The organism is Streptomyces sp. NPDC045022 (assembly GCF_056432605.1).
Genome location: NZ_JBWKIR010000005.1, coordinates 324983 through 339135, shown reverse-complemented (window position 1 = coordinate 339135; position 14153 = coordinate 324983). Strand labels below are relative to the sequence as shown.

Here is a 14153-nt window from a genome sequence, read left to right as displayed (position 1 = left end):
GCCGGGGTCCGGTCAGGCGGTGGCCAACGCGCACTGGCCTCGGTCGGCCTTCATCGGTCCGGCGGCGCTCGGACGGACCTCGAAGTCGAACATGGCGGTGGGTACGTACAACGAGCAGCAGGCGTTGGGGATGTCGACGATGCCGCTGATACGTCCCTCTATGGGGGAGGAGCCGAGCAGCAGGTAGGCCTGCTCTCCGCTGTAGCCGAACTTCTTGAAGTACTCGACGGCGTTGAGGCAGGCCCGGCGGTAGGCCAGTGTCGCGTCGAGATAGTAGTTCGTGTCCGTGTCGTGGTCGACGGAGATCCCGATGAAGGTGAGGAACTCCGTGTACCTCGGCTCGACGTTGCCCGGAATGAACACGGGGTTGGTGGAGATGCCATACGTCTCCATGCCGCCCTTGATCAGGTCGACGTGGAAGTCGATGTACCCGCCCATCTCGATGGCGCCGCAGAAGGTGATCTCTCCGTCGCCCTGACTGAAGTGCAGGTCGCCTCCGGACAGCTTCGCGTCCTTGACGTGAACGGGGTAGAAGACTCTCGATCCCCGGGTGAAGTTCTTGATGTCGTGGTTGCCTCCGTTCTCGCGCGCCGGCACCGTGCGTGCGCCTTCCGCGGCGATGCGCGTGGCGAGGTCTCCGGTGGCCGTGCCCGCGAGTGCGTTGGTGCTGTCCGGCGGTACGGCGAGGGGCGGGACCCGGTTCGGGTCGGTGTCGATCAGCGCCTGCTCGCGGGCGTTCCAACGGGCGAGCATCTCGGTGGACGGGGCGGTTCCGAACAGCCCGGGGTGGGTGATCCCGGTGAAGCGGATCCCGGGAAGGTGGCGGGAGACGGCCTGCTGTCCGTGGAAGTCCCAAACCGCTTTGTAGGCGTCCGGGAAGTAGTCGGTCAGGAAGCCTCCGCCGTTGGCCTTGGCGAAGATGCCGGTGTAGCCCCAGCCCTGTCCTGCCGCGTCCCCGGTCTGCTGCGGCACGGGGCCGAGGTCGAGGATGTCGACGACGAGCAGGTCGCCGGGTTCGGCGCCCTCCACGCCTATCGGTCCGCTGAGCATGTGCGGGATGGTCAGGTCGATGTCGCGTACGTCGTTGGAGGAGTCGTTGTTGCCGACCTGACAGTCGGTCCAGTCACGGCACTCCATGCGGAACTCCGCTCCTGGCTTCACCATGGCGGCGATGGGGACGTCCGGGTGCCACCTGTTGTGTCCGGGAACGTCCTGCTCTCGCATCGACTTGCTCTGGTCCACTCTGAATACGACTTCAGGCATGACAGCCTCTCACTCTTGATCCGGTCAGGACGTTGTGCCCGTACTTCCGGCCGATCCGGCCGGGGCCGGTCGCCGCGATTTCCTGGTGAGCGGCCACAGTGCCGCGAACACGACGACACCGAAGGCACCGAGGGCGATGGCGATCTCCGTGGTGTGCTTCCAGTAACCGGAGAGCAGAAGCGCCGCGGGAATGACACCCGTGACCCAGCCCTCGATCGCCGTCACCCAGCCCACATAGTCAGACAACTCCGTCTTCTTGAGACCGAGCAGCAGGAAGAACAGGAACCACAGGAAGGACCAGTAGAGCCAAATAACTCCGAACGGGTAGTCCTTGAAGAGGTGGAAGTTCGCGAATGAATACCCCAGGGCCACGATCGCCACGAAGAGGGAGTAGTAGCCGACGCCGCTGCTGTCGATCCCGGCGAGCAGCACAATTCCCACGTACAGGTAGGTGAATCCGAACAGGTAGATTCCTGATGCCGCCAGAATCTTCATGGAATCGTTGCCTGCCGTGAAGATGAGATAGGTCGGCGTCAACACCTGCAGTCCGCCCACGAAGAGGTTGAACACTGCTGCGGACCTGTCATCGACCTTCCTCAGCAGCAACAGCCCGTTCACGTAGAGCACCGCACCGACGAAGAGCAGTCCCACGTTTCCCACAGGGACACACCTCCCAATCCGCATGGGGGGGCGGAATCGCGTCGCGCCCGGGGGTCACCGACGAGCTGCCGAGGAGGCGGCTCGGCTCCCGGCCCGCGTCGCGTGATTCCGCGTTCCGCGCACCGCTACGGGAACGACGTCGTGTCCGATGCCGAAACCCGCATGAGACGCTCTGCCTTTTCGACCACCGCCCTCAGGGACGGGGCAGCCGCGAAAGCGCGGGGTGCGGGTGGTGTGGCACCCTCCTGTGTGGCGGCACTTCAGAGACTACCGCCGGGGCCTCACGCGCCTGTTCCTCCCGTACATGGAGGGCGGCGACCGCGTTCGGGGTCAGCGAAAGGCCGGGCGCCGAATACACACGTTTCGCAGCGCCTGCGCACACAGGGCAGTCATAAACTCGGGGCGCCGTCCCGATTTCCAACTTCACATCGAAGGGCCCACAGCGGCTGCATAGATATTCATAGGTTGCCATCAGCAGCCTCCGGATCCGGTGGACGCTGGCCAACCCGAGCGCGTGCGACGCACCCGGACAAGCGCACGCCCCACCATGTTTCCTTGTTTCAAGGAGACGTCTTGTAAAACGACGTGTCAAGTCCGGACGGACGAGCCTGCCCTTTCTCAGAACGACCCGATGGCGAGCCCTGCCGCTGCCGCCGAGAGACCCGCGGCGAGGCTCGAAGCGCCGTACAGCAGGGACTTTCCTACCTGCTTCGTCTCGCGCAGGTGGACCAACTCGTAACTGAATGTGGAGAACGTCGTATAGGCACCGCAGAAACCGACACCGGCAATGACCACGACCTGCTCCGGCAGTGCGTGCCGTGCGCCGAGGCCCACCAGCAGCCCCAGCACGAACGAGCCGGTCACGTTGATCAGCCAGGTGCCGCGCGGGAACGCGCCCGGGCTCCGGTACTGCACGTACTGGTCGAGTACGTAACGCGCAACTGCCCCGACGGCGGCCGCCGCACCGACGGCGAGCAGGGTGATCACCGTATCCACCAGCCGTACCGGCGGGCGCGCCCGCGCCGCGCGTCGAGCCGAATGCGCCGGGCCGATGTCAGCCTGCCGATGACCAGGCCCAGAACGGTGGCGGCCAAGCCGGCGAAGAGGCTCCCGAAAATATTCAACGCCGCGGCCGCGTAGTGGCCGTGGCCCAGCAGGCGATCGGTATCGACCATCCAGGTCGAGAAGGTGGTGAAGGCGCCGAGGAAGCCGACGGCGGCGAACGGCCGCACGTACCGGGTCGGCGGCCAGATCTCCAACACATACACGAGCAGCAGTGCCAGCACGAACGCCCCGGACACGTTGACGGCGAACGTCGCCCACGGGAACCCCACCCCCGGGGCGGGGAAGGCCAGCACCAGTGCATACCGGGCCGTCCCGCCCAGCAGACCGCCGAGCGCGACCGCCGCCAGGACGCCCCCGCGCAGACGTACGCGGAACGGCTCCCGAGCCACTGCCAAAAGCCTCATCGAATAGTCGCATCCCTATCCGCCGGAAGACCTCCCCATTATCCCAGGGGATTGCAGTGCCGACGCACACTCGACTAAAATTCAAGATCATCGGTGTTCGACCGGCTTGCCGGTGCCCCACCCGTTCACAGGAGCAGTGGCCCCACCGATGGAGGACGGCCATGGCAAAAATCCTTGCGGTGCTCTATCCGGACCCCGTGGGCGGTTATCCCCCCGACTACGCCCGCGACGAGATCCCCACCATCAGCGGCTACCCGGGCGGTCAGACCGCGCCGACCCCGCAGGCCATCGATTTCACCCCGGGGCACCTCCTCGGCTGCGTCTCAGGAGAACTGGGGCTGCGCCGGTTCCTGGAGGACCGGGGTCACACTCTCGTCGTCACAAGCGACAAGGAAGGGGCGGACTCCACCCTGGACCGCGAGCTTCCCGAGACCGACGTGGTCATCTCGCAGCCGTTCTGGCCCGCCTATCTGACCCCCGAACGCATCGCCGCGGCTTCCCGGCTCAAACTCGCGATCACCGCGGGGATCGGGTCGGACCACATCGACCTGCCGACCGCCATCGCCCACGGCATGACCGTGGCCGAGGTGACTTTCAGCAACAGCATCAGCGTGTCGGAGCACGCCCTGATGCAGATTCTCACCCTGGTGCACAACTACATGCCGGCTCACGAGTGGGTGACCACCAAGAAGGGCTGGAACATCGCCGACAGCGTCTCGCGCGCCTACGACCTCGAAGGCATGGACGTCGGCGTCCTCGGCTCCGGCCGAATCGGCCAGGCGGTACTGCGCCGCCTCAAGCCGTTCGACGTCACGCTGCACTACTGCGACGTGCACCGGCTGGACAAGGAGATCGAGGAGGAGCTGGAGCTGACCTGGCATCCCGACGCCCGTTCGCTGGCCTCCTCCGTCGATGTGCTCTCGATCCACACTCCGCTGCATCCACAGACACTGAACCTCTTCAACGACGAGCTGATCGGGGCCATGAAGCGCGGTTCGTACATCGTCAACACCGCGCGGGCGCTCATCGTCAACCGGGATTCCGTGGTGCTGGCCCTCAACAGCGGACAACTGGCCGGTTACGCCGGTGACGTCTGGTATCCGCAGCCGCCACCGCCCGACCACCCCTGGCGCACCATGCCCTACGAGGCGATGACGCCCCACGTTTCCGGGTCGACCCTCTCGGCGCAGGCACGCTACGCGGCCGGTACGCGGGAGATCCTGGAGTGCTGGCTGGACGGTCGTCCCATCCGCCCGGAGTACCTGATCGTCGAAGGCGGTGGGCTGGCCGGGACGGGAGCGAGCTCCTACACGGTCGCCGGTTGACCGACACGGGCGGGGTACATCCGACGGACAGGAAATCAGCTGCAGATTGAATAGAAGATCCACCACCCCGGCTGTGAGCCGATTCACCCACGATTTAGTGGACGGGCCCGGGCGAAACCTTTAGCGTCCATAAATAGATTGTTTTTCATTGCGCCGGGATACCGGCGCCGCGGGTGATCTCTCGTAAGAAAACCAGGCCAACGCCGGGAAGGTGGATCAGTGAGCACGGATGCAGTGTGGGTTCGGGGCGTGACCGGAATTCAGATGCACCACGTGACCGACCTTCAGGATGCCGGCAGGTTTTTGGGCAACGCAGCGATGGCACTGCGGGCCGCGCACGTAAGGACCGGCGCCGACCGGTACTCCGGCATCGCCGCCGAGCTCAAGGCTCTGGTGGAACGAGTGCGTGAGCTGGAGGACGAGGCGCGGTCGAGCATGCACGAACTGCACTCCGCCGACCCCGAGCGGTTCAGCCGCTGCCGGGACGGCCACGAGCCGTGGCCCGGCGAGATCCCGGCAGGATTCATCCCGCGCCACACCTGCCAGGACGAGTGCCTCTACCACGACCGCGAGGTCCTCGAGGCCATCATGCAGTGCACCTGTGGCCGGCCGCCGTGCCAGGCCTGTGAGATCGGCGGGAAGCTTTGACGAGCTCCTGGGCTCCCGCGACCGAGCCGCAACGAACCGCCATCTGATCACGTACGGTCACGGCATCCCACCCGCGGTCATCCGGACTGTCTGTCACCAGAACGAGGCCGGCCCTCGGGTCCGCCGCGTGGTGGGGGCTGCGGATCCCGTGGCTGCTGGTGCTCGGCCTCGTCCTGGCCGGCGTCGTGTCCGCGCTCCGGCCCCTGGAACGCGGCCTGGCCGTGCTGTACGAACGGACCACTCCCGACGTCGGCCTGGGGCATGCCTGGCCGCTGTGGCTCGGCCTGGCCATGGACATCGCCGCTCTGACCCGCTTTGCCGTGCGGGGCTTCGCGCCCGACGGCCGGCTCCCCGTACTGCCCACCACGGGCCTGGCGTTGGGCACCGCGCTGGTGATGCTGACACGGTGGACGACGGCACGCCGACTCGACCAGCCGAGGGTGGCCCGGGTTCCGGGCCGGGTGTGAGAGCAGCGGCCGGACGGATACCGCGATCGCCGGGAGACTCTGCGAAACCCCGGCGCGCGGCTCGCTGTTCCCCGGCCGGCTGCGGCTCTCCGTATGTACGACAACAGCCCCCGGCGTCGCGCCGGGGGCTGTGTTGTTGTGCAGGTCAATGGCTGTTTTCGGTGTCCCTCTGGACCTTCGAAACAGCTTCTGGCCTGCAAAAACCCTGCTAGGGAAGGTTCCTCGCTATCACGATCCGCTGCACTTGGTTCGTGCCTTCGTAAATCTGGGTGATCTTGGCGTCGCGCATCATGCGCTCCACCGGGTAGTCGCGGGTGTAGCCGTAGCCGCCGAGGAGCTGGACGGCGTCCGTGGTGACCTCCATGGCGACGTCCGAGGCGAAGCACTTGGCGGCCGCGCCCTGGAAGGTGAGGTCGCTGTCGCCGCGCTCGGAGGCCGCCGCGGCCTGGTACGTCAGGGCGCGGGCGGCGGCGACCTTCATGGCCATGTCGGCGAGCATGAACTGGATGCCCTGGAAGTCGGCGATCGGCTTACCGAACTGCTTGCGCTCCTGGACGTAGCCCTTGGCGTAGTCGAGGGCGCCCTGGGCGACGCCGAGCGCCTGGGCGGCGATGGTGATGCGGGTGTGGTCCAGGGTCTGCATCGCGGTGGCGAAGCCGGTGCCCTCCGCGCCGATCATGCGGTCGGCGGGGATGCGGACGTTGTCGAAGTAGACCTCGCGGGTCGGCGAACCCTTGATGCCGAGCTTCTTCTCGGGGGCGCCGAAGGAGACGCCCTCGTCCGACTTCTCGACCACGAACGCCGAGATGCCCTTCGAGCGCTTCGACGGGTCCGTCACGGCCATCACCGTGTAGTACTCCGACACGCCCGCATTGGTGATCCAGCGCTTCACGCCGTTGAGGACCCAGTGGTCGCCGTCGCGGACCGCCTTGGTCTTCATGCCGGCCGCGTCCGAGCCCGCCTCCGGCTCGGACAGGCAGTACGAGAACATCGCGTCGCCCTTGGCGAGCGGGGCCAGGTACCTCTTCTTCAGGTCCTCGGAGCCGGAGAGGATGACCGGCAGCGAGCCGAGCTTGTTCACGGCCGGGATCAGAGAGGAGGAGACGCAGGCGCGGGCCACCTCCTCGATCACGATCACCGTGGCGAGCGCGTCGGCACCGGCGCCGCCGTACTCCTCGGGGACGTGCACGGCGTGCAGGTCGTTGGCCACGAGGGCGTCGAGCGCCTCCTGGGGGAAGCGAGCCTCCTCGTCCACCGCCGCGGCGTACGGCGCGATCTTCGCCTCGACCAGCGAGCGGACGGCGTCCCTGAGCATGTCGTGCTCCTCGGACGGGCGGTACAGGTCGAAGTCAGCCGATCCGGCCAAGGTCTCTCACGCTCCAAAGACGCAGTGATACTGACGCTAATTACCGTTAAGTAACTCAAATTTTAGAGCTCTGCTCCGAACACGCCTACGTGACCTTGGCGACAGCGGGAAAATCGCCCGGCGAAGAGCCCGACTATGCTCAGGCCCGCACGAGAGAGTCCCCGAGCTGGAGCGCACCCATGAGCCTGAAGATCACCGTGATCGGCACCGGCTACCTCGGCGCCACACACGCCGCGGCCCTGGCCGAGCTCGGCTTCGAGGTGCTGGGGCTCGACGTCGTACCCGAGAAGATCGCCCTGCTGGAGCGCGGCGAGACCCCGATGTTCGAGCCGGGGCTCGAGGAGCTGCTGCGCCGGCACGTGGCCGGGATCGAGGGCGCCTCGGGCCGGTTGCGGTTCACCACGGACTGGGCCGAGGTCGGCGCCTTCGGCGATGTGCACTTCGTCTGCGTGAACACCCCGCAGAAGCACGGCGAGTACGCCTGCGACATGTCGTACGTCGACTCGGCCATCGCCTCTCTCGCCCCGCATCTGCACGGCCCGGCCCTGGTCGTCGGCAAGTCCACGGTGCCGGTGGGCTCGGCCGACCGGCTGGCCGCCTACCTCGCCGAGCACGCGCCGGCCGGCGCGGACGCCGAGCTGGCGTGGAACCCGGAGTTCCTGCGCGAGGGCTTCGCCGTCCAGGACACCCTGCACCCGGACCGGATCGTGGCCGGGGTGCGCGGTGAGCGGGCCGAGAAGCTGCTGCGCGAGGTGTACGCCACCCCGATCGGCGAGGGCACACCGTTCGTCGTGACCGACTTCCCGACCGCGGAGCTGGTGAAGACCGCCGCGAACTCCTTCCTCGCGACCAAGATCTCCTTCATCAACGCGATGGCGGAGGTGTGCGAGGCCGGGGGCGGTGACGTGGCGAAGCTGGCGGAGGCCATCGGGTACGACGACCGGATCGGGAGGAAGTTCCTGCGCGCCGGGATCGGTTTCGGCGGTGGCTGTCTGCCGAAGGACATCCGGGCGTTCATGGCCCGGGCGGGCGAGCTGGGCGCGGACCAGGCGCTGACCTTCCTGCGGGAGATCGACTCCATCAACATGCGCCGGCGCGGCCAGATGGTCGAGATGACCCGGGAGGCGCTCGGCGGCGGCTCCTTCCTCGGCAAGCGGGTCGCGGTGCTCGGCGCCACCTTCAAGCCCGACTCGGACGACGTCCGTGACTCGCCCGCGCTGAACGTGGCCGGCCAGATCCATCTCCAGGGCGGCCAGGTCACCGTCTACGACCCGAAGGGCATGGACAACGCGCGCAAGGTCTTCCCGACCCTGGGCTACGCCGACTCGGCGCTGGAGGCCGCCCGGGGCGCCGACATCGTGCTGCACCTGACGGAGTGGCGGGAGTTCCGCGAGCTGGACCCGGCGGCGCTCGGCGATGCCGTGGCGGCCCGGGTGATCATGGACGGGCGCAACGCCCTCGACCCGGAGCTGTGGCGGCGGGCGGGCTGGACGTACCGGGCGATGGGGCGCCCCACCGCGTAGGGGCACGGACCGGCGACGCCGGTTCGGCCGAGGCTCAGTCGGCCGAACCGGCGTCTGTCCGCATTCTGCACCACGGCGCCGGGCGTCACGGCCCCTTCGCCCGGTACCGGCGCATCTTGGCGCGGGCCCCGCACACCTGCATCGAGCACCAGCGGCCGCGTCCGGCGGGGCTGCGGTCGTAGTACGCCCACAGGCAGGTGTCGGCCTCGCAGGCCTTCAGCCGGGTCCAGGTGCCCGCGACCAGTGCCTCGGCGACGGCGGCGGCGACCTGGGGGAGCAGCGGGCCCTCGCCGGCGGGGGTGAGGCTCGCGGAGCCGTCGCGGTCGTCGACGCGGACGTACAGCGGGGCGCGGGCCAGCAGGGTGCCGAGCGGGGTGACCGTGCGGTGCGGCGGGTGCCCGGCGTGGGCGAGGAGCGCGGCCCGCAGCGACTCCCGCAGTTCCCGGGCGTCGTCCAGTCCGGCCTCCGTGATCCCGAAGCGGCCGCGGCCCTCGGGGGAGTCCAGCGAGTCGGCGCCCGTCTCGATGTCCAGCGTGTTCACCAGGGACTCGATCAGGGCCAGGCCGCCGGGAGCGGCCGATCTCTCGCTCATGCTTGCGACGTTACCGCCTATGCGGGAGCATGCAGTAACCGTTACTGGTTACCCGCTCCTACGGGTAACACGAGGAGGTAGGTCATGGCTCTCGCCAAGCTCGGTGTCGTGGTCCTGGACTGTCCCGATCCTGGTGCGCTGGCCGGCTTCTACGCCGGGGTGCTGGGCGGCACGGTGGAGGGCGAAGGGGAGTGGGTGGACCTGAAGGTGCCCGGCGGGCCCGCGCTGGCGTTCCAGCAGGCGCCGGGGTTCGTGCCGCCGAAGTGGCCCGCCCCCGACAACTCCCAGCAGTTCCACCTTGACCTGGTGGTGGAGGACCTGGACGCGGCCGAGAAGGGGGTGCTGGACCTGGGTGCGCGCCCCCTCGACGCCGCGGACCGCGAGCGCACTTTCCGTGTCTACGCCGACCCGGCGGGGCACCCGTTCTGCCTCTGTGCCTGCTGAACCGTCCCGAAGGAGGACACCATGGCGTCCGTCGCCCGTCTGCGTTCCGTCGTGCTCGACTGCCCCGATCCGTCCGCGCTGGCCGCCTTCTACGCGGCGGTGGCCGGCGGATCTCCGCAGGCCGAGGACGACGACTGGGTGGTGCTGCAGGTTCCGGACGGGCCGCGGCTGGCCTTCCAGCGGGCCGAGGGGTACACCCCGCCGCAGTGGCCGCGGGCGGACCGCGACGGCCAGCAGTTCCACCTGGACTTCGACGCGGGGCGGACCTGGGCGGAGGTCGACGCGGCGCACGAGCGGGTGCTGGCGCTGGGTGCCCGCCCGCTGGACCTGGAGGACCGCGAGAAGAAGGACTTCCAGGTGTACGCCGACCCGGCCGGGCACCCGTTCTGCCTGTGCCGGATCGACCACCCGTGACAACGCTCCGGCTCAGCCGTCGAGTTCGGTGATCCGTACCGTCGACGCCTCCCGGCGCTGCTGTGCGGCCCGGGCCGTGAAGTCCGCGGTGCGCAGCACCCGCTGCACATTGCCCCAGGTCAGCAGGGCCAGCTCGGTCTCGGCCCAGCCGCGCCGGAGCAGTTCGGCGATCAGGTGCGGATAGCGGGAGGCGTCGGCGAGGTCGCTGGGGTGGGCGGCGCCGGAGTCGTAGGTGCCGGACAGGCCGACGCACTCCGGGCCGGCCACCTCGCGGACGTGGTCGAGGTGGTCGGCTACGTCCTGGACGGTCGGGCCGGTCTGCTCGGCGGTCAGCGGCACCATGCACAGGCCCTTGGCCGCGCCCAGCCCGGCGAGCAGGTCGTCGGGCAGGTTGGCGGGGTGCGAGCGCAGGGCGCGGGCGGCGGAGCGGCTGCACAGCACCGGTGTCCTGGACAGGGTGACGGCCCGTTCGACGGTGGCGGCGGAGGCGCCGGAGACGTCGGCGAGCACGCCGAGCCGGTTCATCTCCCGGACGACCTCCTCCCCGAACCGGGTCAGCCCCCGCTCGCCCGCCCAGGCGGTGCCGGACAGGGTGAGCACACGCAGCCCGAGGGTGTGCAGGATGCGCAGGATTCCGAGGGAGTCGTCGAGCGCGGCACCGTGCGCGGGGCCGAGGACCACGGCGACCCGGCCGCAGTTGCGGGCGTCGATGATCTGCCCGGCGGTGCGCGCCAGGCGCAGGCCCCCGGGGTGGGTCTCGATCACCGTGCGCACCTGGTCGAGCTGTTCCAGGGTGGCGGCCGCCGCCCGGTCGCCCCCGGGTCCTCCGGGCAGGTGCAAGGACCAGAACAGGACGGCCACATGGCCCTCGCGCATCCGGGGCACGTCCGTGTCGATGGCCGCCTCGCCCAACTCCAGGTCGTACCAGGGCAGATGGCGCAGGGCCCACGGCAGGCCGCTGTAGCCGTCGGCGACCGGGTGCGCGGCGAGCAGGGCGTGCGCCCGCGCCAGGGTCTCGCCGTCCGGGGGGTACGGCTGCCCGGTCCGGCAGTGGAGCCCCGGCTCGGTGGAAGCGGGGAGTTGCGGAGGGTCGTCCCGCAGGCCGCCGTCCTCGCCGACCTCGGTCGTGGTGGGGATGTCGTCCTGGAGGTCGGCCATGGGCGGGCTCCGTACGTCGTGGGCTACGTCGGTCGTGAGCTACGTCGTGATGGGGATGGCGTATCGCCACGGTCGCACGGAGGGCCGGGAGACTTCCCGGTGAGTGGGGCGTTCGGGGGTACGCCGGTCAGGCCTCACGGGCCGTCCGGATCACCTCGTCCAGGGTCTCCCGGGACCGCTCGAGGTCGGCGATCATGCGGTCGATCCGGTCGCGTTCGGCGGTGAGGTCGGCGACCAGCCTGGGGGTGGCGACGGCGGAGGGCCCACCGTCGCGGTCGCGCATACAGGGGAGCAGCAGCCGGATCTTCTCGCTGTGCAGCCCGGCCGCGTACAGTTCCTGGATCCGGATGACCCGGTCGACGGCCGCCTCCGGATAGTCCCGGTGTCCGCCGGGGGTGCGCTCGGCCGCCAGGAGTCCCTGGGTCTCGTAGTAGCGCAGCGACCGCTCGCTCACGCCCGTGCGCCGGGCCAGTTCACCGATCCGCATGCCGGCCTCCGTCGTGCGGCTTGAACCTGACATCAGTGTGAGGTTCTACGGTACCCGGCATGACGCAGACAACGGACTTCCTGGCCCCGGCCCGGCTCGGCCGGCTGGCGCTCCCGAATCACCTCGTGATGGCCCCGCTGACCCGCAACCGCGCGGAGGCCGACGGCACCCCGACCCCGCTCATGGTCACCCACTACGCCCAGCGCGCCTCGGCCGGTCTGATCATCGCCGAGGGCTCGACGCCCAACCCGGTCGGGCAGACGTACCCGGAGATCACCGCGATCCACACCGACCGGCACGTGACCGGCTGGCGGCAGGTCACCGACGCGGTGCGGGCGGCCGGCGGACGGATGTTCCTGCAGCTCCAGCACGGCGGCCGGGTCAGCCATCCGGCGACCACGGGGCTGACGCCGCTCTCGCCCTCCCCGATCCCGCTGCCGGAGACGATCTTCACGCACGGCGGTCACCGGCCGGCCGTCGTCCCCCGGGAGATGACGGCGGACGACATCCGCGCCACGATCGCCGACTTCGCCTCCGCCGCGCGCCGGGCGGTCGAGGCGGGCTTCGAGGGCGTCGAGGTGCACTCGGCCAACGGAATGCTGCTGCACCAGTTCCTGGCCGGCAACACCAACCGCCGCACGGACGCCTACGGCGGCTCCGTCGAGCGGCGGGTGCGGTTCGCGGTCGAGGTGACCGAGGCGGTGGCCGACGCGATCGGTGCCGGCCGGGTGGGCATACGGATCTCCCCCGGCGGCACCGTCAACGGAGTCCTGGAGGAGGACACCGACGCCCTGTATCCGGCGCTCGTGGCCCGTCTGAAGGACCTGGACCTCGCCTATCTGCACCTCGTGCGCGCCGATCCGGCGACCGGGTGGTACCGGCGGATCCGCGCCGACTGGCCCGGCCCGCTCATCGGCAACCCGGTACTGCCCGACCTCACCACCGAGGCCGTCACCCGGGCCTCGCGCGAGATGCTGGCCGCAGGGGCCGACCTGGTCGCGCTCGGCCGGCCGTTCCTCGCCAACCCGGACCTGGTCACCCGGCTGCGCCTCGGCGCCCCGCTCAACCCGGTGCGGGACCGGTATCTGATGTACGTGGGCGGGGCGGACGGCTACACCGACTACCCCACCCTGGCGGATCAGGCGGCGCCGCTGTCGAGCGACTCGATCGTGGCGTTGGACGGGGCGCGCGTGGCCTGAAGGTCACGGGCCACGTCTTCCGCCGCACCCAGGACCCGTACCGCGTTCTGCCAGGTCAGCTTGGCCAGGTCGGCCGTAGACCAGCTGCGGTCCAGCAGCTCGGCGAGCAGGTTCGGGTAGCCGGAGACGTCGTCCAGGCCGTCCGGGGTGAACGCGGTGCCGTCGTAGTCGCCGCCGATGCCCAGGTGGTCGATGCCGGCCGCCTCGCGCATGTGGTCCAGATGGTCCGCGACCGTGGCCACCGTGGCGACCGGACGCGGGTTGCGCTCCTCGAAGGCGCGGTGGATCTTCATCGCCTCGGGGCTGGTGTCCAGGTGGTGCAGGCCGTGGGCGCGCATGTTCTCGTCGGCCGCGGCCGTCCAGTCCACGGCCGCCTGGAGCACGAACTTCGGCACGAACGTCACCATCGCCATGCCGCCGTTGGCGGGCAGGCGCTCCAGGACGTCGTCGGGGATGTTGCGCGGGTGGTCGCAGACCGCCCGCGAGGAGGAGTGCGAGAAGATCACCGGCGCGGACGTGGCGTCCAGCGCGTCCCGCATCGTCGTCGCCGCCACGTGCGAGAGGTCGACGAGCATGCCGAGCCGGTTCATCTCCCGCACGACCTCGCGGCCGAAGGCGGAGAGACCGCCCACGTTCGGCTCGTCGGTCGCGGAGTCCGCCCAGTCCACGTTGTCGTTGTGGGTGAGCGTCAGGTAGCGCACGCCGAGCGCGTACAGACCACGCAGCGTGCCGAGGGAGTTGGCGATGGAGTGGCCGCCCTCGGCACCCATCAGGGAGGCGATACGGCCGTCCCGGCGCGCCGACTCCATGTCCGCGGCCGTCAGCGCGGCCCGCAGCTCCCCGGGGTGCCGCTCGATCAGCTGCCGTACGCAGTCGATCTGCTCCAGCGTGGCCGGCACCGCGTCCGGCAGGTCCGAGCGCACGTACACCGACCAGTACTGCGCTCCGACGCCGCCCGCACGCAGCCGCGGGATGTCGGTGTGCAGATGGGCGTCCTGGCGTACGGCGATGTCCCGGGCGTCGAGGTCGTAGCGGACCTGTGCGCGCAGCGCCCACGGCAGGTCGTTGTGGCCGTCGACGACCGGGAACTCGCGCAGCAGCGCGTGGGCCGCGTCCAGCGAGGCCGACGAGGTCATCC

17 protein-coding genes are annotated in these 14153 nt (G+C 69.7%); 7 read left to right on the top strand and 10 right to left on the bottom strand.

Annotated elements, in window-relative coordinates; all coding sequences use genetic code 11:
• Positions 1-12 precede the first annotated feature (12 nt).
• The 5 genes from fmdA to AC07C1_RS12785 all read right to left on the bottom strand — a co-directional run bounded on the left by fmdA (position 13) and on the right by AC07C1_RS12785 (position 3392).
• Positions 13-1263, bottom strand: coding sequence for a formamidase (fmdA, locus tag AC07C1_RS12805; RefSeq protein WP_478938700.1), 1251 nt, complete (start codon positions 1261-1263; stop codon positions 13-15).
• Between the two features lie 24 nt (positions 1264-1287).
• Positions 1288-1923: an AmiS/UreI family transporter gene (locus AC07C1_RS12800; RefSeq protein ID WP_478938699.1), complete on the bottom strand. Its 636-nt coding sequence runs from the start codon at positions 1921-1923 to the stop codon at positions 1288-1290.
• A 193-nt stretch (positions 1924-2116) separates the two neighbouring features.
• Positions 2117-2395, bottom strand: coding sequence for an FmdB family zinc ribbon protein (locus AC07C1_RS12795; RefSeq protein WP_478938698.1), 279 nt, complete (start codon positions 2393-2395; stop codon positions 2117-2119).
• A gap of 146 nt (positions 2396-2541) precedes the next feature.
• The gene (gene crcB, locus AC07C1_RS12790; protein ID WP_478938697.1) at positions 2542-2919 is read right to left on the bottom strand and encodes a fluoride efflux transporter CrcB; all 378 of its coding nucleotides are present in this window, start codon (positions 2917-2919) and stop codon (positions 2542-2544) included.
• Positions 2907-3392, bottom strand: coding sequence for a fluoride efflux transporter FluC (locus AC07C1_RS12785; RefSeq protein ID WP_478938696.1), 486 nt, complete (start codon positions 3390-3392; stop codon positions 2907-2909). Before AC07C1_RS12785 ends, crcB begins: the two co-directional genes overlap by 13 nt.
• Positions 3393-3553: 161 nt before the next feature.
• Between AC07C1_RS12785 and AC07C1_RS12780 the strand changes: the two genes are divergently transcribed.
• The 3 genes from AC07C1_RS12780 (at position 3554) to AC07C1_RS12770 (ending at position 5832) form a co-directional block, all read left to right on the top strand.
• Positions 3554-4717: an NAD-dependent formate dehydrogenase gene (locus AC07C1_RS12780; protein ID WP_478938695.1), complete on the top strand. Its 1164-nt coding sequence runs from the start codon at positions 3554-3556 to the stop codon at positions 4715-4717.
• 264 nt (positions 4718-4981) lie between these two features.
• Positions 4982-5365 (top strand): hypothetical protein, encoded by a 384-nt coding sequence (locus AC07C1_RS12775; RefSeq protein WP_478938735.1) that lies wholly within the window; start codon positions 4982-4984, stop codon positions 5363-5365.
• Positions 5366-5523: 158 nt separating this feature from the next.
• Positions 5524-5832, top strand: a complete 309-nt coding sequence (locus AC07C1_RS12770; protein WP_478938694.1) for a hypothetical protein — start codon at positions 5524-5526, stop codon at positions 5830-5832.
• A 208-nt stretch (positions 5833-6040) separates the two neighbouring features.
• Here AC07C1_RS12770 and AC07C1_RS12765 read toward each other — a convergent pair whose 3' ends face one another.
• Complete coding sequence (locus AC07C1_RS12765; RefSeq protein ID WP_478938693.1) at positions 6041-7198, bottom strand: acyl-CoA dehydrogenase; 1158 nt, start codon at positions 7196-7198, stop codon at positions 6041-6043.
• A gap of 179 nt (positions 7199-7377) precedes the next feature.
• Here AC07C1_RS12765 and AC07C1_RS12760 point away from each other — a divergent pair, with 179 nt between their 5' ends.
• Positions 7378-8721, top strand: a complete 1344-nt coding sequence (locus AC07C1_RS12760; RefSeq protein WP_478938692.1) for a UDP-glucose dehydrogenase family protein — start codon at positions 7378-7380, stop codon at positions 8719-8721.
• 85 nt (positions 8722-8806) lie between these two features.
• Here the strand turns inward: AC07C1_RS12760 and AC07C1_RS12755 are convergent, their stop codons facing one another.
• A complete protein-coding gene (locus AC07C1_RS12755; protein ID WP_478938691.1) occupies positions 8807-9313 on the bottom strand; it encodes a CGNR zinc finger domain-containing protein in 507 nt (168 codons plus the stop codon).
• Positions 9314-9397: 84 nt separating this feature from the next.
• Between AC07C1_RS12755 and AC07C1_RS12750 the strand changes: the two genes are divergently transcribed.
• Entirely contained in the window at positions 9398-9757 is a 360-nt protein-coding gene (locus AC07C1_RS12750) for a VOC family protein (protein WP_478938690.1), read from the top strand.
• 21 nt (positions 9758-9778) lie between these two features.
• Entirely contained in the window at positions 9779-10171 is a 393-nt protein-coding gene (locus tag AC07C1_RS12745) for a VOC family protein (RefSeq protein ID WP_478938689.1), read from the top strand.
• A 12-nt stretch (positions 10172-10183) separates the two neighbouring features.
• On the opposite strand, the gene AC07C1_RS12740 is transcribed toward AC07C1_RS12745, so the two are convergent.
• Together AC07C1_RS12740 and AC07C1_RS12735 are read right to left on the bottom strand one after the other, a co-directional pair.
• Positions 10184-11329 (bottom strand): dipeptidase, encoded by a 1146-nt coding sequence (locus tag AC07C1_RS12740; RefSeq protein WP_478938688.1) that lies wholly within the window; start codon positions 11327-11329, stop codon positions 10184-10186.
• Between the two features lie 127 nt (positions 11330-11456).
• The gene (locus AC07C1_RS12735) at positions 11457-11816 is read right to left on the bottom strand and encodes a MerR family transcriptional regulator (RefSeq protein WP_478938734.1); all 360 of its coding nucleotides are present in this window, start codon (positions 11814-11816) and stop codon (positions 11457-11459) included.
• A 59-nt stretch (positions 11817-11875) separates the two neighbouring features.
• Here AC07C1_RS12735 and AC07C1_RS12730 point away from each other — a divergent pair, with 59 nt between their 5' ends.
• Positions 11876-13015 carry an alkene reductase gene (locus AC07C1_RS12730; RefSeq protein WP_478938687.1) on the top strand — a complete coding sequence of 380 codons (1140 nt, stop codon included), beginning with the start codon at positions 11876-11878 and terminating at the stop codon, positions 13013-13015.
• Here AC07C1_RS12730 and AC07C1_RS12725 read toward each other — a convergent pair.
• Positions 12955-14151 carry a dipeptidase gene (locus tag AC07C1_RS12725; protein WP_478938686.1) on the bottom strand — a complete coding sequence of 399 codons (1197 nt, stop codon included), beginning with the start codon at positions 14149-14151 and terminating at the stop codon, positions 12955-12957. The genes AC07C1_RS12730 and AC07C1_RS12725 overlap by 61 nt on opposite strands.
• Positions 14152-14153 lie beyond the last annotated feature (2 nt).